Here is an 18,922-nt window from a genome sequence, read left to right on the forward strand (position 1 = left end):
GTGCAAGCATCCTAGGCCTTCGCCGCACCCGGCAAGATGAAACTTTGCTGATCGACAGCGCGGGTTCAGGTTCGCCTCAAATCGGCTGCCACGCCTCCAGCGGAATCTGCGCCATCGCCTCAAACGCCGGTTTGGCGAACCAGAAACCCTGCATCAGATAAATCCCGCAATCGGCGAGAAAGTCCCGTTCCTCCGGGTGCTCGATGCCCTCGGCAATCACCTCGATCCCCAGTTCAGTACACATGCCCACCACGCCCCGCACGATCGCCTGACGCACACGGTCTCGGTGGATATCGCGGATCAGCGCCATGTCCAGTTTGATCAGATCCGGCTGAAAGTCCGCCAGCAGATTCAGCCCGGAATACCCCGCACCGAAGTCATCAATGGCCGTCTTGAAACCAAACTCGCGATACTCGCGCAGGATGTTCATCAAGTGCTTATTGCTTTCAACGTGCTCGCCCTCGACCGCTTCGAAGATCAGTCGATCAAGCGGAAACGCGTGTGCGCGGGCCGCCTCCAGCGTGCTGCGAATGCACAGGTCCGGACGATAAACGGCGTTCGGCAGGAAGTTGATCGAAAGAAACCCGGTGAGCCCCAACTGCGCTGCCGTGGAGATCGCCCGCACGCGGCATAGTTGATCGAAGCGATAGCGGTTCTGGTCATCGACTTGCTGCAGAACCGACAGTGCGCCTTCGCCCTGCACGCCCCGGACCAGTGCCTCGTGGGCGAAGGTCGATTGATCACGCACATCGACAATCGGCTGGAACGCGAAGGAGAACGCCATATCGGCCTCGCCTTTTTGCCAGCATCCTTGGCACCCCCCGCTGGGCTGGGGGAAAATTGGTGTATTGGTCATGACGCCCCCTGAGAGCGGGTTGCAACCATCCATGGCCCAGAAAAAAATCACTGCACGGACCGGGTGGCGCCGCTTGGCGGCCCCCGCTTATACAGGCTGACCGGTCAATTCCGGCCAAGTTCATTGCGAAATGCCATCAGGTGCGGAAATGCGCCGTCATGCGTTGCAGGTCCTGGCCCAGCGATGCCAGCTCAATGGTCGCGGCAGCACTTTCTTCGCTGGCGACGGCCGACTGATCGGCCACATCGCGCACACTGACGATGCTGCGATTGATCTCATCGGCCACCGCACTTTGCTGCTCGGCGGCGGCGGAAATCTGCAGGCTCATTTGCTGGATCGTGCCGATCGAATGGTTGATCTCGGTAATCGCCTGCTCGGCTTTCTGCGCCAGCACCACGGTGTCCAGCGTGCGCTCGCGGCTGGATGTCATCAGCGTAGATGCCGCTTGCGTGCCCTGCTGCAGAGTGACAATCAGCGCTTCGATTTCCTTGGTCGAATCCTGGGTGCGCTGCGCCAGCGAGCGCACTTCATCGGCAACCACGGCAAAACCACGGCCCTGCTCCCCCGCCCGCGCCGCTTCAATCGCCGCGTTCAGCGCCAGCAAGTTGGTCTGCTCGGCGACAGCCTTGATCACATCGATGACCTTGCCGATCTGCTCGCTGTCCTGGGACAGCACGTTCATCGCCGCGCCCAACTCCTCGATCGCCACCGACAGTTCGCTGATTTGCACGGTCGCCTGCTTGACCACCGCACTGCCGTGTCGTGCCTGCTGATCGGCCAGGGTCGCGGCGGCGGATGCGTCGGTGGTGTTGCGCGCCACCTCCTGCACGGTCGAGGCCATTTCGTGCATCGCCGTGGCGACCTGATCCACCTCGACTTTCTGCTGACGCACACCGGCGCTGGTCTGCTCGCTCATCGCCGAGAGCTTCTCCGCCGATGTCGAAATATGCGTGACACCGTTACCGATCCCCTGCACCAGCGTGTTCAGGCTTTGCGCCATGTCCTGCATCGCGTTTTGCAGATCGCCCAACTCATCCTTGCGGCTGGATTTGGCTTGCACCGTCAGATCGCCCTTGGCAATCCGTCGCGCCAGTTCCACCGTCAGCGCCAGCGGCACGGTGATCTGCCGCGAAATCAGCACTGCAGCCAGCAGACCAACCACCAGCGCCAGCACCGTCAGCACGGTAATCTGGATAAACGCACGATGTTGATCGTCGCGCGCCAGACGCTGCTGGGTGTCCATCAGGCCGGTCATGATGCTGTCCATCGCCTGGCTTTGTTGATCCACCTGCTGGCGCAGGCTCTGCTTCTGCTCGAACAGCGCGGCGACCTGCACCAGCACCTCACGATAACGGCGCATGCCGGCCTGCGCCTCTTCAAGCTGACTCGACAGGGTCGCCGGCAAACCGCTGCGCGCCTTGTTTATGTCGGCCAGAAACGCATCGGTGGTGTCCAGCAGCACCTGCTTGTTGGCCTCGCTCGGCACGGCGATATAACGCCGCAACATCAGCCGAAACATCGTCATGCCATTGCGCAGATCCGCCACCGTGCGCAAATCCGCCACCCGCGCACTGTCGGCAGACGCCAACGCGCTGGCCGTGGTGCTCTCGAACATGCTGTTGAAGGTCTCGGCGTACTTGTCCGACATCGCTCCCAATGGTTTCAGCGCATCGCTGGTCGCCTTGTCCGCCTCGACCAAACGCTTGACCTGCTGATCGTAAGCCAGCGTGGTGTCCTGCAAACGCTTCAAGGCCTGCTGGTTTTCCGCCCGCGTCAGGGTCTGCAACGCCTTGGCGATCAGCCCTTGCAACACCGTCAGCTGCGACTGATAAGCCTCGGCATAAGCGACATCCGCCGCCGCTTCGTACTGCTTCTCCGACAGCCGCATGTCCTGCGTCGCATCGTTGAGCGTACCGATCAAACGCGTGGTACCCAGGCGATCAACCAGCACATTGCTACTGCTATAGCCAATGAAGGCCACCGCCCCCACCGCCAGCAAAAGAACGCCAAACCCGGCCCCCAACTTTCGGGAAACCCTGATGTTGCCCAGGAAATTCGATGCTTCTGCCATGTTCAGCCTCTAACGCCGTGACGCGATTCAACGTCAGGCACAAAAAGTAGATCTCTGATAACCGGAGTTACCGCTCATATTCGGGGTCGTCGTCCTGGGCGAAATACGGGCAGCTTCCACTGACCCGGCTGCAACAACCTGACGCGAAAAGCCGTACCAACGGCCCACGCACCAGCGGACAAATCCAGGACTGACGCTGGATTTATCGTTTCAGCAAAGGTGTTGGAACGGATGCTATAAATTTTGGGAAAAGTTGTACAACTTTATATTTTTGTATAATCGTTGAACTTTTTTGAGCGCGTGATGACGCATTGCCATCACTTTCTGTGGCACATCGCTATTGCTCCGGAAACAGGCTGAAACCCGTCGTTTTCGGCGGTTGTTTTGCACATCGACAGAACACCCTCCGCGACCACGACCTCGCCGCTCGTCACGGAGGGCAGCGCTCTACGCCTTGAGCTCGACGTTATCCAACGCCTGATTCACCGCCAATTCTCCCAACATCACCACCTGCGCAATACCCAGCAGCGTCTTGCGGTGCGAGACATCCAGCAACGCGGCGAAGTCATTGAGCATGGTCGTGGCGGAACCCAGGGACTCGCTGGCGTTGGCGAGCAGGGACTCAGTGTCGTAGGCCGGGTTGGCGAGGAACATCGGTCTGGATTGATCACCACTGGCCATGATCTGGCTGGCCGGGGTGAGGTAGTGATCGAGGGCGCGCTCGGCGGCTTCGTGGAGTTTGCGGGAATCGAGGGATTCGTAGGGGGACGCGGGGTTGGTTTCGGGTGGATTCGGTGTTGGTTTGAACATGGTGTAACTCCTGACGGATAAACGAAAAGGAGCCATCACTCTCGCTACCAAACGAAGGGTGGAGGCCATACGCAGGTTGGTAGACCGGTCGTCAGGAACCCCGGCGCATCCGCAGACGCCCCGCGCATGACCACCATAAAACGAAGACGAGAAACGCCCTCGCAAGACAGTAGTCTTGTGCTTCTGACGGAGACGGGCTACCAAACCCGATCACTGGTTTTCAGTGACGGAGGGACGATAGAACCCGCGAGCTAGACGCACAAGCCGGCGGATTCTGTCTTAGGTGTAGGGGGAGGCGCAAGGTGGTGTAGGAGCGGGACAGCGACAGCGGGCCTCATTTAAACAAATGTGGAAGTAATCGTTTGGAAGGAGTTTGAGGAGTACTGCATTTAAATCACAGCGGCAAACTGGCTGCAGCGATCATCAGACTAATTCAGCCTGGGGAATGAACGCGTTTCAAGCATATGTTGCTAAGGCTGCTTGCTCAGAAGGCCTGTTAAACCGGGTAGCCGCGACCGCATGAGTGGATGTAGTCCTGTCTTACGCCAAGTGGCGTCGGACAGATCAATCTGTCGTACAGGGTTGTGCTTTTAAAGCCCAACTGATAAATATTTGCCTGCAAGGCATATTGATATCATTGGGAGAAGCAAGGATGAGCGACAAGAACTTCCGCATAACGTTTACTCGCGGTACGAACTCTTCGGTAATCACTACCAGTGTACGAGCGAGCAGTGCGAGTCAGGCAAAGGAAAAAATCAAGGAACGAGCGCGCGGTCAGGCAAAAATCATTTCTGCAGTAGAAACCTAAAACCAACAGATTACCTGCATAGCAAGCTCATATTATCGCTGTGAGCTTGCTTACCTGAGGAAAAAGCATGGACGACGAGATTCAGGAAAAAAGCGGACCTTCTTTCAACGAGTCGCTGGATAAAATGATGGGCGAAGCGTGGAGTGAAGTTAAGGATGATTTTTCCCATGGTACGGGTATGGACCGGGCTGCTTCGGCGGCAAAGCTGGTCGGCAAAGGGTCCTTTTATCTAGGTGTTAAATTTATTCAAAACCTACCTAATGCCATCGAGAAAATGAAAGAGAAGCAGGCAAAGTAGTGCTGAGCTGTGCCTCTAAAAATTGGCGGCTTTATCTAAATAAACTCGCCAATTTTTTACCCGATGTTTCTCTTGGCATGGAACGTTCAATGATGGATGAGAAACTCGCTTACGTCTATTGGGCGCTATCTGACGCTTTTGTTGATACAGAAGTTGATTACGAAGCTATTGCACGCCAAACTGAAGACTATGACCCTGAGGAAATCAGGCGAATTCTTTATCATGAGGTAGCACCTGTCTGTCATACGAACCTTGAGACGGTGATTCCAATGACATGGTCAGCATTCAATTTAGAAAACTTGAAAGCTGACATAAATGAAATGCTGGAGGCAAGAGAGAAAAGCAACTTCCGCCGACAATGGGACAAATTACTAATACGCTGGCTTGAATTCAGATATGGCTACATCTGGAAGGACATCCAAAAACACTATCAGAAATAAATCCGCGCACAAAAAAATAAATCCAGTACACCTATTTCCCTGCGACGAGTTAAAGGAGTAAGAAATGGCCCACATAATAGACAACTGCGTAGGTCAGATTTATTTACTACCAAGCATCCACTATTAATGAGCAAAGAAGACAGACCTCCACCAGCCTCCAAACCCGTCCGCCCCCATTCCTGATAAACTCCCCCACCTCCCAGCCCCACCCAATCCAGAACCGCCAATGTCCCCTATCTCCGCCACACCCGCCCCACTCTCCCGCCGCTTCTCCGTCGCCCCGATGATGGACTGGACTGATAGGCATTGCAGATACTTCCTACGCCTCCTGTCGAAGAACGCCCTGCTCTACACCGAAATGGTCACCACCGGCGCTCTCCTCAACGGCGATCACGAACGGTTCCTCCGTCACAACGAAGCCGAGCATCCGCTGGCGCTACAGTTGGGCGGTAGTGTTCCGCTGGATCTGGCCGCCTGCGCGCGCATGGCGCAGGCGCATGGTTACGACGAGGTGAATCTGAATGTGGGCTGCCCGAGTGATCGGGTGCAGAACAATATGATCGGTGCGTGCCTGATGGGGCATCCGCAGTTGGTGGCGGATTGTGTGAAGGCGATGCGCGATGCGGTGTCGATTCCGGTGACGGTGAAGCATCGGATCGGGATCAATGGGCGGGACAGTTACGCCGAGTTGTGTGATTTCGTCGGGACGGTGCGGGATGCCGGGTGTACCAGTTTTACCGTGCATGCGCGGATTGCGATTCTGGAGGGCTTGTCGCCGAAGGAGAATCGCGACATTCCGCCGTTGCGGTATGACGTGGCGGCGCAGTTGAAGGCAGATTTTCCGGAGCTGGAGATTGTGCTGAACGGCGGGATCAAGACGATGGAGGCCTGCCATGAGCATTTGCAGACCTTTGACGGTGTGATGCTTGGGCGCGAGGCTTATCACAATCCGTATTTGCTGGCGGAGGTGGATCAGCAGTTGTTCGGCAGCAGCGCGCCGGTGATCAGCCGGGCCGAGGCGCTGGCGCAGTTGCGGCCATATATTGCCGAGCATTTGCAGGCGGGCGGTGCGATGCATCACATCACGCGGCACGTGCTGGGGCTGGGCACCGGGTTCCCGGGGGCGCGTAAATTCCGTCAGTTGTTGTCGGTGGATATTCACAAGGCCAAGGATCCGCTGGCGTTGCTGGATCAGGCCGGCGAGTTGCTGCAAGGGCGTTGATGCCCTCCTTCCGTAAAATGCGCCAGGCGGGTTGATCCGCCTGGCGTGCGCATCACCCCGCCGCCGCTTCCGTCCAGTTCACCCAGCCAAACACCCACGTCGCCAGAATCAACAAGCCAAACGCGATCCGATACCAGGCGAACGCGGCGTAGCTGTGGTTGGCAATGAATTTGAGCAGGCCGCGCACGGCGATCATGGCGAAGATGAAGGCGATGACGAAACCGAGGGCGAACACTGGCAGGTCGCCGGCCTGGAACAGGTCGCGGTATTTGTAGCCGGAGTACACCGCGGCGCCGACCATGGTCGGCATGGCGAGGAAAAACGAGAACTCTGTGGCGGCTTTCCGGGACAAGCCGAACAATAAACCGCCGATGATGGTCGAGCCGGAGCGGGACGTGCCGGGAATCATTGCCAGGCATTGCACGAAACCGATTTTCAACGCGTCTGACCAGCGCATGTCGTCGACGTGATCGACGCTCACCGAATGGTTGCGCTGTTCGGCCCACAACATGATGATGCCGCCCACCACCAAGGCCATGGCCACAGTGATCGGGTTAAACAGGTATTGATGGATTTTGTCAGCGAACAGCACGCCGAGGACCACCGCCGGGAGGAACGCGATCAGCAGGTTGAGGGTGAAACGTTGCGCATTGCGTTGGGTGGGCAGGCCTTTGACGATGTCGAAGATCTTCGGGCGAAACTCCCAGACCACGGCCAGGATCGCGCCCAGCTGAATAATGATGTTGAACGCCATCGCGCGTTCGCCGCCGAAGTCCAGCAGGTCGGCGACGATGATCTGGTGGCCGGTACTGGAGATCGGCAAGAACTCGGTCAGGCCTTCTACCGCGCCCAATATCAACACCTGGATAAAGGTCCAGAAATCCATTAATCCTCCGTCAGAGCGCTCTTGATGAGCGACCGGTCAACTGTATTCAGGAATAGAGTATCTGAAGTTAAACAATCGGTATAACGCGACACCCATTGCCTGATCAGGCGACGGAGAATATGTCTTATCAAAAGACACACTCAAGCCATGTTAATAAACGTCCGCCTACGAACTACACGAAAAATATTTAGGGCTATAGTAGAAAAAAGTTCGACTGGCCAATAAAGTGTGATCCAGCTCACATTGTCTCAGGATCGTCGACAGTGGCAATTGGACATGAATAAAGCCATCGCCATAGATTCAAAATAGTGGCACAATTCCACATCGCCATCATGTAACGACTAGTTCACAACCCCGAGAAAATCAACTAAAAGCTTGAAATGCTTAATTATTGTTAGAAAACTCGGGAGCCACGTCTAAAAATCGCGTGAATGTTACCAATTGTCAGTCACAGATGAGAACCGGTGCTTTAACATCCCGATGTCAGCACCTAATTCGAGTCAAAGCATGATGCTCTCAGGGAACTTGGCGACTAGAAGTCCGCGCCCGACAAACGACGTACCCGGTGTTCTCACACTGGGCCGTACCCGTGGCGTGGCCGAACATTTTAGTGCGCTGATCGCAAAGCACGTACGCACTGATATGGCACTTGAGGCCGGTTCGTACACTAGTTCCTATAACAATGAACTTTCTGGTTCGTATCGAGCCATCTTCATCGTTATCGACAGTCCGCAAGCGCTGGAAGACAATCTTGCGTTGATCGAGAACCTGCGTTCCGACAACTTGAAGCCAATCATCTGCGCAGTCATTACCGGTCGCGGCGCCTTCAACAAGATCAAGTACTTCCTGGCCGGTGCCGACTTCTGTATCAAACTCAATACCCTTTCCGACGAGGGCGACGAGTTGCTCGGTGAGTTCTTCAACAGCGAAGAATGGCAGCGGGATATCAATCTGACGCTCGACCCGACGCGCATCTGCCTGCTCGGCGGCGCCAGCCAGAAACTCGACATCTCGTTTGCCGAGATGAAGATCCTGGAAGCCTTTGCGCAGACCAGCAACCACATTCTCAGCCATGATGAAATTGCCAGCATCATGGGGCTCAATACCAATTTCTACGACCCGAGAGCGCTGGAAAAATCCATCAGCCGCTTGCGTGGAAAAATCAAGGACATGTATGGTACCAACGCGATTCAGAGCATCCGCGGCTACGGCTATCGCCTGATGCGGGGTCTGATATCGACTGCCTGACTCTCGGGCAGCCATTCTCTTTGCATAATCACGAAGGATCGTCATATGCAACCATACAGCTCAAGTTGTACTTCACATCTAATTATAATCAAGCCATTGAATGAGCACGGCTACACGGAACCATAACAATAAACTTAACAACATAGCAGCAGAACGAGTGGAATTTATCGAGGCCATTTTGGGCCCAGACCCTGCCTGTCGGTTACTTCCAAGGAAGTTATTGCTCGCCTGCCGATTTACCTTTTCGCCCATTTTGGTGCACATTTTAGGAGAGAGACATGGAAACTAGTACAACCCTCCCAAGAAAATATTTTGTCGTCGTGACCAACAGTACAACGTCGCAGCGTGAACTTGAGAGCATTCTGTCCAGCGAGCGCTTCAATTCGTTTGGCACGTCTCAGGCACAAATGTTTATTGAAGGTGCTACTTCGCCCTCTTCCGCTCCCATGCTGATGGAGTTCACTTACCCAAGGGGCACCCGGAAAAACGTTGCCCGCACGATTGAACACGACACCCAGCGCATATTGGCCACCCTCGAATCGGAATGGTTGTCCGCACAATCGGCGAAGCCGTTTCAAAGTGCAGAGAGCGACAACCGCACTGCCGCCATCGAAGACGCCGCCACCTGCAACGAGACCTGGCATCTGGACAACGATCAAGGCGCCCTGGTCAAGGAAGGCGTCGAGATCAGCCTTACCGGACTGGAAACCGCGCTGGTGCGCAAAATGCTCCATCACGAAGAACGTGTAGTCAGTCGAGATGACCTGATCCTCAGCATCGGCCGCGAGCCGGAGCAATATCGCGGCCTGGAGATGTGCCTGAGTCGCCTGCAGGACAAGTTCAAAAACGCGAGTAATGGTGAGCGATTGTTCCGTGCCGTAAGAAACCGCGGTTATTGCCTCATCCAGGAAATCGTTGCGTAAATACCGCCGATATCCGCGAACAAAACAAACAGAAAACAGTGCGATTACAAAAACAACAAGAGCACTCTGTTTGGCTTCCCCCCTGGTAATAATAGCTCCCTGCCTCCACCCCTCCTACAGTAACAAACACAACATAATTTATTCACCCCCTGCTCTGCGACCTTTTCTAACAGCCTTGTATTTGATTATTAAAAAGTTGGCACTGTGCCATCTTGTTAGAACTCGTCAGACACCCTCTCCAGCAATAACTTAGTCTATTGATTGACGACAGTTCGGCCTATCGACGTTGTTACCTCAGGACACTCGTCCAATAACAACAACAAGCCTATCTAGCAACTCGGACTTCAACTGTCGAAACCTGAATGGACGTATTTCTGGGGATATCTCATGGAACTTTCTCTACGGATCAATCGAAATAACGGCCTCAAGGGACTTACCTTCTGGGGCCAATGGGCATTGGCGCAGGCTTTCATTGTTGCGTTGTTATTCATACTGGCTGAACGGCACACAGGCACCGTCGAGTTCTATTACCGCATGTGCGCGACACTGGCGGTATTGGCCTCGGTACCGGCGTATACGTTTAGCGGCGTGTACCGCAAGCAGGACAATTACCTGACCGGGCTTGGACGCTTGTTCATGGGCTGGTCGATGACCATGGTGGCGCTGGCCGGCATCGCGTTCGTGTGCAAGGCCGACGAAGTGTTCTCCCGCGAAGTGACGCTGAGCTGGGCGGTCTACGGCTTCCTCGGTCAGGCGTTGATGTACGCGCCGCTGCATGCCTTTTCCAAGTACTACCAGCGTTCCCGCACCAGCGCACAGAAGACGCTGATCGTCGGCACTGGCGAGCTGGCTCTGGGTCTGGCGAAGAAGATCAGTCAGGTGGAAAACCTGCCGCTGGTAGGTTTGGTCAGCAATGGCGCGACACCGAATCTGGATTCGAATGCGCCGCGTGTGGTCGGTGATCAGGAAGATTTGCTCAAGCTGATCAAGGACCATGACATCCGCCGGTTGTACATCACCCTGCCGCTGGCCGAGGCCGCGAAAATCGAAGCGATGTACGTCGATTTGCTCGGCGCCAACGTCGATGTGGTCTGGGTGCCGGACTTGAACAGTCTGACCCTGCTCAACCACTCGGTGAAGGTCGTGGATGGTCTGCCGGCGATCTGCCTCAACGAAAGTCCGCTGACCAGCCGCCCTACCGCTGCGCTGAGCAAGAGTCTGGTGGAAAAAGGCGTGGCGCTGCTGGCGATCATCCTGCTGAGCCCGGTGCTGCTGTTCATCGCGCTGGCGGTGAAGATCAACTCGCCGGGGCCGGTGTTCTTCAAACAGGATCGCCACGGCTGGAACGGCAAGGTGATTCAGGTGTGGAAATTCCGCTCCATGCGCGTGCACGATGATCGCGAAGTAGTTCAGGCCAGCCGTAATGACTCGCGCATTACTGCGGTCGGGCGCTTCATTCGCCGCACCTCGCTGGATGAGCTGCCGCAGTTGTTCAACGTGCTGCAGGGGCAGATGGCCCTGGTCGGTCCACGTCCGCACGCTGTAGCGCACAACCACTACTACTCGGGGAAAATCCTCGCGTACATGGCTCGCCATCGAATCAAACCGGGCATCACCGGGCTGGCGCAAATCAGCGGCTGCCGTGGCGAGACCGACACCATCGACAAGATGCAGCGGCGTGTGGAGATGGACCTGCATTACATCAACAACTGGTCGTTGTGGCTGGATTTGAAGATCCTGGTAAAGACGCCGTTTACGTTGTTGTCGAAGGATATTTATTGATGGACTGGTGACAAGCCAGGCGATACCGCAAGGGGACGAAAGTCCCCTTTTTTGTGGTCGGGATTTGGGTAGTGGGTCAGGCTGTTGCGAGGGTGGCAGTGCCGACGCCTTCGCGGGCAAGCCCGCTCCCACAGGGATTGGGGTGTGGATCAAGATATTTGCTTCACCCTCGAACCACTGTGGGAGCGTGGCTTGCCCGCGAAAGCGGTGGGTCAGGCAGCTCAGATGTTGAATGTGCCGACGCCTTCGCGAGCAAGCTCGCTCCCACAGGGGATCTCGGTATGGATCGGGATATGTGCCTCACCACAAAACACTGTGGGAGCGTGGCTTGCCCGCGAAAGCGGTGGGTCAGGCAGCACAGATGTTGAATGTGCCGGCGCCTTCGCGAGCAAGCCCTCTCCCACAGGGGATCTCGGCATGGATCGGGATATGTGCCTCACCACAAAACACTGTGGGAGCGTGGCTTGCCCGCGAAAGCGGTGGGTCAGGCAGCACAGATGTTGAATGTGCCGGCGCCTTCGCGAGCAAGCCCTCTCCCACAGGGGATCTCGGCATGGATCGGGATATGTGCCTCACCACAAAACACTGTGGGAGCGTGGCTTGCCCGCGAAAGCGGTGGGCCAGGCAGCACAGGTGTTGAATGTGCCGACGCCTTCGCGAGCAAGCTCGCTCCCACAGGGTCCGGCGGCGTTCACTCAAATCGGGCACACCACAAAATCACTGTGGGAGCTTGCCTGCAAGCGATAGCGGTGGGTCAGGCAGCACAGATGTTGAATGTGCCGACGCCTTCGCGAGCAAGCCCGCTCCCACAGGGGATCTCGGTATGGATCGGGATATGTGCCTCACCACAAAACACTGTGGGAGCGTGGCTTGCCCGCGAAGGCGGTGGGTTAGGCAGCACAGATGTTGAATGTGCCGACGCCTTCGCGAGCAAGCCCGCTCCCACAAGGGATCTCGGTATGGATCGGGGTATGTGCCTCACCACAAAACACTGTGGGAGCGTGGCTTGCCCGCGAAAGCGGTGGATCTGGCAGCACAGATGTTGAATGTGCCGACGCCTTCGCGGGCAAGCCCGCTCCCACAGGTCCCGAGAAGGCCCGGGGTTTACTCGGTAATCTTCGAGAAGTTGCGGTAGAACATGTCACCCTCGCGGCTGTCGGTCATCGAGTGCAGCTGGAAGCTGCGATTGAGCCTGGCGCCGCCGTCACGGGTCAGGGGGGCCCAGACCAGGTTGGCGCGGCGCATGGTCGACATGCTCATCATTTCGTCGAACGGGATCGACAGGTAGATGCCCTTGTCGAAACTACCCTCCCCGTACTCGGCACTGCCAGCCGTGGTGATCGTGGCCCAGGCGCCGAAGCGCACGCCGTTGAAAAATTCGCGGGAGATGTCCAGCGTGCCGCCCCAGTCGCCGGCCAGATAACGACCGACGCTGACCGCAGCCAGCGTGTCGTACGGCAAATCGGTGTAACCGGTGATGTGCCCGGTCCAGACCGAGTAGTCGCGCAGGCCGAAACCCTGGTCGAACTCGCGCTGGCGCACATAGTTCAGATCCGCCCCCACCGACCAGCGCTCACCGGTCGGCCGGAACAGCACCTCACCGCCGACGCCGGCAAACATCGACTCCAGATAGCCGCCGTAGACCATGCCATACAGGTCCTTGTCCAACTGCTCGGCATGGCTGACCTGGAACAACGGCATGGTCACTTCCGAGGTGGTCAGGTATTGACGCAAATCGGTACGCACCCGCGGCAGGCCGCTCGGTGCATCGTAGGTGAACTTGTCGAAGTTGTTCACCAGGTTGGCACTGAGCAAACCGTTCCACCAGGTGTTGCGGTTGAAGCGGTACTCGGCGTCCGCGTCGGCACTGAATTGATAGAGCAAACCATCCGGGCCGCCAACGTTCTGTTTGAAGCCCAGGCCGACGCCATAATTGAAGTGCTGCGGTGCTTCGCTGTAGAGGGTTTTCTCGTTGTGCGGCATCGCCGGGTTGATCTCGGTGGTGCGGTGCAACGACTCCAGCGGCTCCTCGTTGTTGATCACTTCGCGGAAGGTCTGACGCGGCACACTGGTCTCTTCCAGCGGCAGGTCGTAACGCTTGTTGACCACGGTGAACCAGTTGATGTCGTCGTTCACACTGTTGTCGAGAATCCGGCTCGCGCGACCAACGGCCTTCGACGAATGGAAGTAACGCTGCTGCTCGCCGTAGACGATCAGCTCGGAATCACGCTGACTGATGCGCTCGACCTTGTACCCGGCATTCTGCTGCAGGCGCTGCGATACGTCGGCCCAGTTGACCTGTTCCATCGGCGTGGTCGGCATCTTCGCCGGCAGCGGTTCCGGCGTCGGATCGTAAGTCTTGGCCGGCGCCTTGCGGCTGACGAAATTGGTGTGGAAGGTGATGCCAAACATCGCCGTGTTGCCCCGCTCCCACGCCGCGCTGACGTCCACCGAATCCGCCACCTTGAACACCGCGCCGAAGTTGATCGGCGAGTCCTGCTTGATCACGTTGTCCTTCGGCTCGTGCTTGTAGTCGTTGCCTTCGTATTCGAGCTTCAGGCTGAGTCGATCCCACGGCGTCTGATAGCTCACACCACCGAAGAACGACGGCCGACCGCGAAAGTACGAGCCGGAGTTGACGTCACCGGTACCTTCGAGAGCCGGTCGAGTGTCGAAGCGATCACTGACGTAGCCCAGCGGGTTGTCGAGATCACCGCGATTACCGAGATAACCCCAGGCAATACCGGCGCTGAAATCGAAATTGTCGAAGCGTTTGTTGGCGACGAAGAACTCACTGGAGAACAAGCCCGTACCACCGATGTCTCGGAAGCCCAGCGCGACTTCCGGTGCCCAGTGGCTTTCCTGCCACAGCCGGACTTTGGCGTCGACCGCCTTGTCCTTGTAGCTCTGGCTGCCACTCAGCGCCTCGGAGCCGTATGGCCGGTTGGTGATCGCGGTGTAGCGGAACGAACCTTCGAGCCAGTCCAGCGGCTGCAACGACACGCTGTAGCGGCTGTAAGGCTCGGTGCGGTTGGCGTTGACGCTCAGCTCTCCGGCCGGGGCCATGCGCGCGGTCGGGGTCTGCAACAGACCGGTGCCGCCGAAATCATTTTGGGTAATACGCGGCTCGGCATGCACCAGGCCGCACGGCAATAACAACACAGCTGCAAAACGTAACTTCAACGAACCACCTCAGCCAGCTGCGTGGCAATCAATTCGGCCAACTGCTGATTCAGTTCAGGAACAGGCGGATCCAGATCATCGTTTTTCACCGGCACCAGAATCTTGCTGCCGGCCACGGGGAACTGCCCGCTCTCGCGATTCCAGTGCGCGATACCCACGCGCCGCACCGCACCATTGGGCTGGATCAGCCACAGGTAATCGGCCTCGGCATCGTCCAGCGGCGTGCAGCTTTCCAGGTACTCACGCGCCTCCAGCAGCGGCTGATAAGGCAGGTGGCAGGTCTCGGCGACCGCGCCCAGCACTTGCACCTCGTCGACCCGTTTCGGGTAGATCAGCCGATCGCCGTCGTCCAAACGAATGTTGCGCGCGAAACCGACTTCCACCGCGACCGGATCGAGATCCGCCACCTGACGCCCGGTGACCGGCATTTGCCGCACCTGCTCAGCCAAGCGCAGCGCCAGCGCCGCGCGGCTCGGGCGGTCAAACAACGAGGCCATGCGCTGCAACACATCGAGATCAAACAACACCCCGGCCTTGAGCCGCGCCTGCTGTTCCAGCAACGACTGGCGCAGCAACACGCCGGCCAGCCAGTAACCTTCGGCATTCGGTACGGCCACGCTGATCACGTCGAGCAAGCGCCCGCCCGGCGGCAACTCCACCGGCCCTGGGTTGGCGACATCGCCGCTGACGGTGACCGCTGCCTGACTGATGCCGCTGAGCAACAGCAAACCCGCCGATACCATCCATAAGCGCTTCATGGCAGATGCCTGCGATCAGGGGTCAGTTGCACGATGCGCACGCGCAGTTGCGTGGTCAGTTGCTGCTCGCTCTGCAGGATGAATCCGTCCAGCGGATCGACCCAGTAATGGTTGGTCGCGCGCAGCCCGATCGCCGGGACGTCGATACGTTCGTCGACACGCAGCACGGTGTATTCCTTGTCGAGAATTTGCAGGGTTTGCGTGGATCGGCGAGAGAACCGGCTGTTAACGATCAAGCCGACTTCCTGGCCCTTGTACAGGTCGATCCAGCGCTGACTGGTGAACCCGTCGGCGACTTGATGCAGGCCGCGTTTGAACGGCGCGTCGTCGGCCAGCCGCGTGCCGTCCAGGTCGCCCTCGACGCCGAGGCCGATGGTGCGCACAGCGAGGCCGTCACGCAGCAGCAACACCTGTTTGCCGGAAGCGACCCAGAACTGCAGGTCTTCACGCTCGCGCACCAGCGCCAGCACCCCGGAGCCGGACGGCGTGGTCAGTTTGACTTGCGGGTACTTGACCTCGGCCACCTGCGCCGCACTCACGTCCAGCTCGTCCGGGCCGAGCACCGCCGACTTGAGGTTGCGCACCGAAGCGGTCATCAGCGGGTTACAGCCACACAACATCAAGGCCGCCATCAGGCAGACGCCAACTTTCAAGGTTTTCACGGTCGGCCTTATTTGCTGTTGTTACTGAATTCGCTCCAGTTCTTCGCAGCGGAAGCCCCGGTCCCGACAATCGATGCCGACGGCACCAGTTGACTGATGAAGCGGTTCCAGCGCGTGACGTTGGCCGGGCCGACGTAAACCACATCCTGCGGACGCACTTCAAAGTGCGAAGCGAGTGCCATGGCGGTCGGCGACTGGGCTTCCAGTTGATAGATCTTCGCCGGCTCGACATCGAGGTTTTCCACCCCGCGAATCACGTACACCGCGTTGCCGTTGGAGGTGGTCTGACTCAGACCGCCGACCGAACCGAGCACGTCGGAGAGGTTCATCGTCGCGGTCTTGAAGCTCAGCGCACGGGGCTGATTGACTTCGCCCATGACGTAGATGCGCTTGTTGTCGTTGTACGGCAGGTACAACTGATCGCCGCCCTTGAGGAAGACGTGCTGCAACTCGGAATCCTGCTGGTTGAGCGAGTCGAGATTGAGCGGATACACCCGGCCATTGCGGGTCAGCAGCAGGCCCGACAGGTCGGCGTTGTTGGTGTCGATGCCGGCAGTACCGAGGGCTTCGACCACGCTCAACGGGTTGGTGGAAATCGGCTGTGGCCCGGCCTTGGCCACGGCGCCGGAAACCACCACTTTCTGACTGGCGAAACGCAGCACCGCGACATCCACCTGCGGCTCGGCGATGAACGCCGACAGGCGGGTTTCGATGTCCGAGCGCAGCTGTTGAATAGTCTTGCCAGCCGCCTGCACTTCCTTGATGAACGGGTAGTACAGCGTGCCATCGGAGCGCACCAGTCGACCGTTGGCGTCAATCTGCTGTTGTGCCCCCGATGGCGCGGTCAGCTCCGGGTGATCCCAGACCGTGATGTACAGCACATCGTTGCTGCCGATGCGGTATTCCGCAGGCGTTGCCAACAGTTCCGACGGTACCGTCTCACGCTTCTGCGTGGCACGGGTCATCGAGATCAGCTTGGGCGTGATCGGAATCAGCTCGACCCGACTGCTTTCGCTGGCGCCCTGGCGCGTGATGTCGCCGGTGCTCAGGTATTGGCCGGGGGAAAACATGCAACCTTGCAAAGCGATACTTGCCAACAGCAAAAGAGAAAAACTACGAGTCATAATGGCACTACGCTATTCAAGGGCGAATCTAAAAATAAAGTCACCCGACTTGCGTCGGGCGACCCTGTACTGCACTAACAAATGTTCCTGTTAGTTGTGCGTGCCGGTGGTGCCGGTAGTACCGGTGGTGCCAGTGGTACCGCCGTTGGCACTTCCGCCGCTGTTGGACGCCGCGACTGCACTGGCAACCATTGCAGTACTGGCAGCAGGCGCTGTAGAAGCCGCAACACTGCCAGATACATTGGTCACCGCAGTAAGCGGTGCTTCAGCAGCGGACGCCCAGTTGCTCAACATCGTCAACAGGGCAATCGCCATCACTTTTTTCATATCAACTCCTTTCTAACATTCGACCTGTTAAAAACCGGTCTTTGTTAGCGGTGGTAGCGTTCAAGTCCGCGAAAAGCGCGAACAAGATCCGTCGTTCTTTCACAGTCTTACCCAACTGATAAAAGTCGAACGGCAGGTTTATATCTACGGACTTGCAAAAGGCATTTCCAGCGTATTTTCCCGACGATATCTAACAGCTGACCGAAACTAACATTCAGTATTAGAACGACATCATTCGAGATAACCGCGTGGATGATTCGATTGCCAGCGCCAGGTATCGGTGACCATGTCCTGCAGACTGCGCGTGGCTTTCCAGCCGAGTTCTTTTTGCGCTTTCGAGGCGTCGGCCCAGCTCTCGGCAATGTCCCCGCTGCGCCGTGGCATCACCCGGTACGGCACCGGACGTCCACTGGCTTGTTCGAAAGCATGCAGCACTTGCATCACGCTGTAGCCGTCGCCGGTGCCAAGGTTCCAGGTATGAATGCCCGGACGGTCGGCAATCGATTGCAAGGCTTTGAGATGGCCATCGGCGAGGTCGACGACGTGGATGTAATCGCGCACCCCGGTGCCATCGATCGTCGGGTAATCGTCGCCGAAAATCGACAGTTCCTGCAGGCTGCCAACCGCGACCTGGCTGATGTAAGGCAGCAGGTTGTTGGGGATGCCGCTGGGGTCTTCGCCCATATGCCCGCTGTGATGCGCGCCGATCGGGTTGAAGTAACGCAGCAAGGCGATGCTCCAGCGCGGCTCGGCCTGACTCAGGTCGCGCAGCACGTTCTCGACGATCAGCTTGGATTGACCGTAAGGATTGGTCGGAATGCCGGTGGGGAAATCTTCGCGGATCGGCATCTGCTCAGGCTCGCCATACACCGTGGCCGAAGAGCTGAACACCAGCCGGAACACCCCGGCCGCCGCCATCGCCTGACACAGCGTAATGCTGCCGCCAACGTTGTTCTCGTAGTAGTCCAGCGGCTTGCGTACGCTCTCGCCGACGGCTTTGAGCCCGGCAAAATGCAGCACGGCTTCGATCTGATGTTCGCGAAAAATCCGGTCAAGCAACGCCCGGTTGCAGACATCGCCGCGAATCATCAACGCGCTTTTGCCGCAGATACCTTCTATCGCGTGCAATGCCGCATCGCTGCTGTTGCAAAGATTATCCAGTACAACAACTTCATAACCTGCTTCAAGCAGCGCAAGTGTGGTGTGCGAGCCGATATAGCCGGCGCCACCCGTTACCAGAATCTTCATAGCGCGGTCCGTCATTGGATAAGTGACAAGTAGCCTGTCAAGTCCCTTTCATTGAATCTGTGGCGCACCACACAAATAAGGACGACAACAGCCTTAAACAAAATTAGTTCAACCACTGGCAATAAATATATTTGCAGGTCAAACTGTATTGCCCGGTACTTATTAGCACCCCAAGTGCACTCATCACTATCAACAGATACCGACTAAAAATAACTAATAACGCCTTAACCGACATCTCATAACATTGTCATGTTTTACCCCCTGCGCTAATTGCCA

At 57.5% G+C, this 18,922-nt stretch carries 16 protein-coding genes and 1 pseudogene; 6 read left to right on the plus strand and 11 right to left on the minus strand.

Annotation, left to right across the window (positions count from 1 at the left end; all coding sequences use genetic code 11):
* Positions 1-76: 76 nt before the first annotated feature.
* The 4 genes and pseudogenes from rimA to V3W27_RS16340 all read right to left on the minus strand — a co-directional run bounded on the left by rimA (position 77) and on the right by V3W27_RS16340 (position 3,737).
* Positions 77-856, minus strand: a complete 780-nt coding sequence (gene rimA, locus V3W27_RS16330) for a S6 modification regulatory phosphodiesterase RimA (RefSeq protein ID WP_442962658.1) — start codon at positions 854-856, stop codon at positions 77-79.
* Between the two features lie 136 nt (positions 857-992).
* Positions 993-1,865 carry a methyl-accepting chemotaxis protein gene (locus tag V3W27_RS28240; RefSeq protein ID WP_401277246.1) on the minus strand — a complete coding sequence of 291 codons (873 nt, stop codon included), beginning with the start codon at positions 1,863-1,865 and terminating at the stop codon, positions 993-995.
* A pseudogene (locus V3W27_RS28245) lies at positions 1,851-2,927 on the minus strand (methyl-accepting chemotaxis protein); the annotation flags it as partial. The gene V3W27_RS28240 and the pseudogene V3W27_RS28245, both read right to left, overlap by 15 nt.
* Positions 2,928-3,374: 447 nt before the next feature.
* Positions 3,375-3,737 carry a DUF6124 family protein gene (locus V3W27_RS16340; RefSeq protein WP_047293169.1) on the minus strand — a complete coding sequence of 121 codons (363 nt, stop codon included), beginning with the start codon at positions 3,735-3,737 and terminating at the stop codon, positions 3,375-3,377.
* An 875-nt stretch (positions 3,738-4,612) separates the two neighbouring features.
* Between V3W27_RS16340 and V3W27_RS16345 the strand changes: the two genes are divergently transcribed.
* The 3 genes from V3W27_RS16345 (at position 4,613) to dusA (ending at position 6,505) form a co-directional block, all read left to right on the plus strand.
* Complete coding sequence (locus V3W27_RS16345; RefSeq protein ID WP_121186301.1) at positions 4,613-4,843, plus strand: hypothetical protein; 231 nt, start codon at positions 4,613-4,615, stop codon at positions 4,841-4,843.
* An 89-nt stretch (positions 4,844-4,932) separates the two neighbouring features.
* Positions 4,933-5,283, plus strand: coding sequence for a DUF7079 family protein (locus tag V3W27_RS16350; protein WP_333989664.1), 351 nt, complete (start codon positions 4,933-4,935; stop codon positions 5,281-5,283).
* A gap of 226 nt (positions 5,284-5,509) precedes the next feature.
* On the plus strand, positions 5,510-6,505 hold the full coding sequence (gene dusA / locus V3W27_RS16355) for a tRNA dihydrouridine(20/20a) synthase DusA (protein ID WP_330207066.1): 996 nt from the start codon (positions 5,510-5,512) through the stop codon (positions 6,503-6,505).
* Between the two features lie 52 nt (positions 6,506-6,557).
* On the opposite strand, the gene V3W27_RS16360 is transcribed toward dusA, so the two are convergent.
* A complete protein-coding gene (locus tag V3W27_RS16360) occupies positions 6,558-7,391 on the minus strand; it encodes an undecaprenyl-diphosphate phosphatase (protein WP_330207067.1) in 834 nt (277 codons plus the stop codon).
* A 507-nt stretch (positions 7,392-7,898) separates the two neighbouring features.
* Between V3W27_RS16360 and V3W27_RS16365 the strand changes: the two genes are divergently transcribed.
* The 3 genes from V3W27_RS16365 to V3W27_RS16375 all read left to right on the plus strand — a co-directional run bounded on the left by V3W27_RS16365 (position 7,899) and on the right by V3W27_RS16375 (position 11,344).
* Positions 7,899-8,639 (plus strand): winged helix-turn-helix domain-containing protein, encoded by a 741-nt coding sequence (locus tag V3W27_RS16365; RefSeq protein WP_330207068.1) that lies wholly within the window; start codon positions 7,899-7,901, stop codon positions 8,637-8,639.
* A gap of 278 nt (positions 8,640-8,917) precedes the next feature.
* Positions 8,918-9,562 carry a winged helix-turn-helix domain-containing protein gene (locus tag V3W27_RS16370; RefSeq protein ID WP_027611488.1) on the plus strand — a complete coding sequence of 215 codons (645 nt, stop codon included), beginning with the start codon at positions 8,918-8,920 and terminating at the stop codon, positions 9,560-9,562.
* Between the two features lie 387 nt (positions 9,563-9,949).
* On the plus strand, positions 9,950-11,344 hold the full coding sequence (locus tag V3W27_RS16375) for an undecaprenyl-phosphate glucose phosphotransferase (protein ID WP_330207069.1): 1,395 nt from the start codon (positions 9,950-9,952) through the stop codon (positions 11,342-11,344).
* A gap of 1,104 nt (positions 11,345-12,448) precedes the next feature.
* Here V3W27_RS16375 and V3W27_RS16380 read toward each other — a convergent pair.
* From V3W27_RS16380 to galE, 6 genes are all read right to left on the minus strand, one after another.
* Positions 12,449-14,527: a YjbH domain-containing protein gene (locus tag V3W27_RS16380; RefSeq protein ID WP_027611486.1), complete on the minus strand. Its 2,079-nt coding sequence runs from the start codon at positions 14,525-14,527 to the stop codon at positions 12,449-12,451.
* Entirely contained in the window at positions 14,524-15,285 is a 762-nt protein-coding gene (locus V3W27_RS16385) for a capsule biosynthesis GfcC family protein (RefSeq protein WP_330207070.1), read from the minus strand. Before V3W27_RS16385 ends, V3W27_RS16380 begins: the two co-directional genes overlap by 4 nt.
* Entirely contained in the window at positions 15,282-15,947 is a 666-nt protein-coding gene (locus V3W27_RS16390) for a YjbF family lipoprotein (protein ID WP_330207071.1), read from the minus strand. Before V3W27_RS16390 ends, V3W27_RS16385 begins: the two co-directional genes overlap by 4 nt.
* A gap of 8 nt (positions 15,948-15,955) precedes the next feature.
* Positions 15,956-17,017, minus strand: a complete 1,062-nt coding sequence (locus tag V3W27_RS16395; RefSeq protein WP_096797780.1) for a polysaccharide biosynthesis/export family protein — start codon at positions 17,015-17,017, stop codon at positions 15,956-15,958.
* A 144-nt stretch (positions 17,018-17,161) separates the two neighbouring features.
* Positions 17,162-17,398 (minus strand): hypothetical protein, encoded by a 237-nt coding sequence (locus V3W27_RS16400; protein WP_003226528.1) that lies wholly within the window; start codon positions 17,396-17,398, stop codon positions 17,162-17,164.
* A 231-nt stretch (positions 17,399-17,629) separates the two neighbouring features.
* The gene (gene galE / locus V3W27_RS16405) at positions 17,630-18,646 is read right to left on the minus strand and encodes a UDP-glucose 4-epimerase GalE (protein WP_330207072.1); all 1,017 of its coding nucleotides are present in this window, start codon (positions 18,644-18,646) and stop codon (positions 17,630-17,632) included.
* Positions 18,647-18,922 lie beyond the last annotated feature (276 nt).

This window comes from Pseudomonas sp. AM14(2022) (assembly GCF_036346455.1).
Lineage (GTDB): Bacteria > Pseudomonadota > Gammaproteobacteria > Pseudomonadales > Pseudomonadaceae > Aquipseudomonas > Aquipseudomonas putida_A.

What these genes read in the sequence shown, in the direction of transcription:
- V3W27_RS16370 (WP_027611488.1), top strand. Translation starts at nt 8,918, where the DNA reads ATGGAAACTAGTACAACCCTCCCAAGAAAATATTTTGTCGTCGTGACC.
- dusA (WP_330207066.1), top strand. Translation starts at nt 5,510, where the DNA reads ATGTCCCCTATCTCCGCCACACCCGCCCCACTCTCCCGCCGCTTCTCC.
- V3W27_RS16350 (WP_333989664.1), top strand. Translation starts at nt 4,933, where the DNA reads ATGATGGATGAGAAACTCGCTTACGTCTATTGGGCGCTATCTGACGCT.
- rimA (WP_442962658.1), bottom strand. Translation starts at nt 856, where the DNA reads ATGACCAATACACCAATTTTCCCCCAGCCCAGCGGGGGGTGCCAAGGA.
- V3W27_RS16395 (WP_096797780.1), bottom strand. Translation starts at nt 17,017, where the DNA reads ATGTTTTCCCCCGGCCAATACCTGAGCACCGGCGACATCACGCGCCAG.
- V3W27_RS28240 (WP_401277246.1), bottom strand. Translation starts at nt 1,865, where the DNA reads ATGCAGGACATGGCGCAAAGCCTGAACACGCTGGTGCAGGGGATCGGT.
- V3W27_RS16365 (WP_330207068.1), top strand. Translation starts at nt 7,899, where the DNA reads ATGATGCTCTCAGGGAACTTGGCGACTAGAAGTCCGCGCCCGACAAAC.
- V3W27_RS16375 (WP_330207069.1), top strand. Translation starts at nt 9,950, where the DNA reads ATGGAACTTTCTCTACGGATCAATCGAAATAACGGCCTCAAGGGACTT.
- V3W27_RS16360 (WP_330207067.1), bottom strand. Translation starts at nt 7,391, where the DNA reads ATGGATTTCTGGACCTTTATCCAGGTGTTGATATTGGGCGCGGTAGAA.
- V3W27_RS16345 (WP_121186301.1), top strand. Translation starts at nt 4,613, where the DNA reads ATGGACGACGAGATTCAGGAAAAAAGCGGACCTTCTTTCAACGAGTCG.
- V3W27_RS16385 (WP_330207070.1), bottom strand. Translation starts at nt 15,285, where the DNA reads ATGAAGCGCTTATGGATGGTATCGGCGGGTTTGCTGTTGCTCAGCGGC.
- V3W27_RS16340 (WP_047293169.1), bottom strand. Translation starts at nt 3,737, where the DNA reads ATGTTCAAACCAACACCGAATCCACCCGAAACCAACCCCGCGTCCCCC.
- galE (WP_330207072.1), bottom strand. Translation starts at nt 18,646, where the DNA reads ATGAAGATTCTGGTAACGGGTGGCGCCGGCTATATCGGCTCGCACACC.
- V3W27_RS16400 (WP_003226528.1), bottom strand. Translation starts at nt 17,398, where the DNA reads ATGAAAAAAGTGATGGCGATTGCCCTGTTGACGATGTTGAGCAACTGG.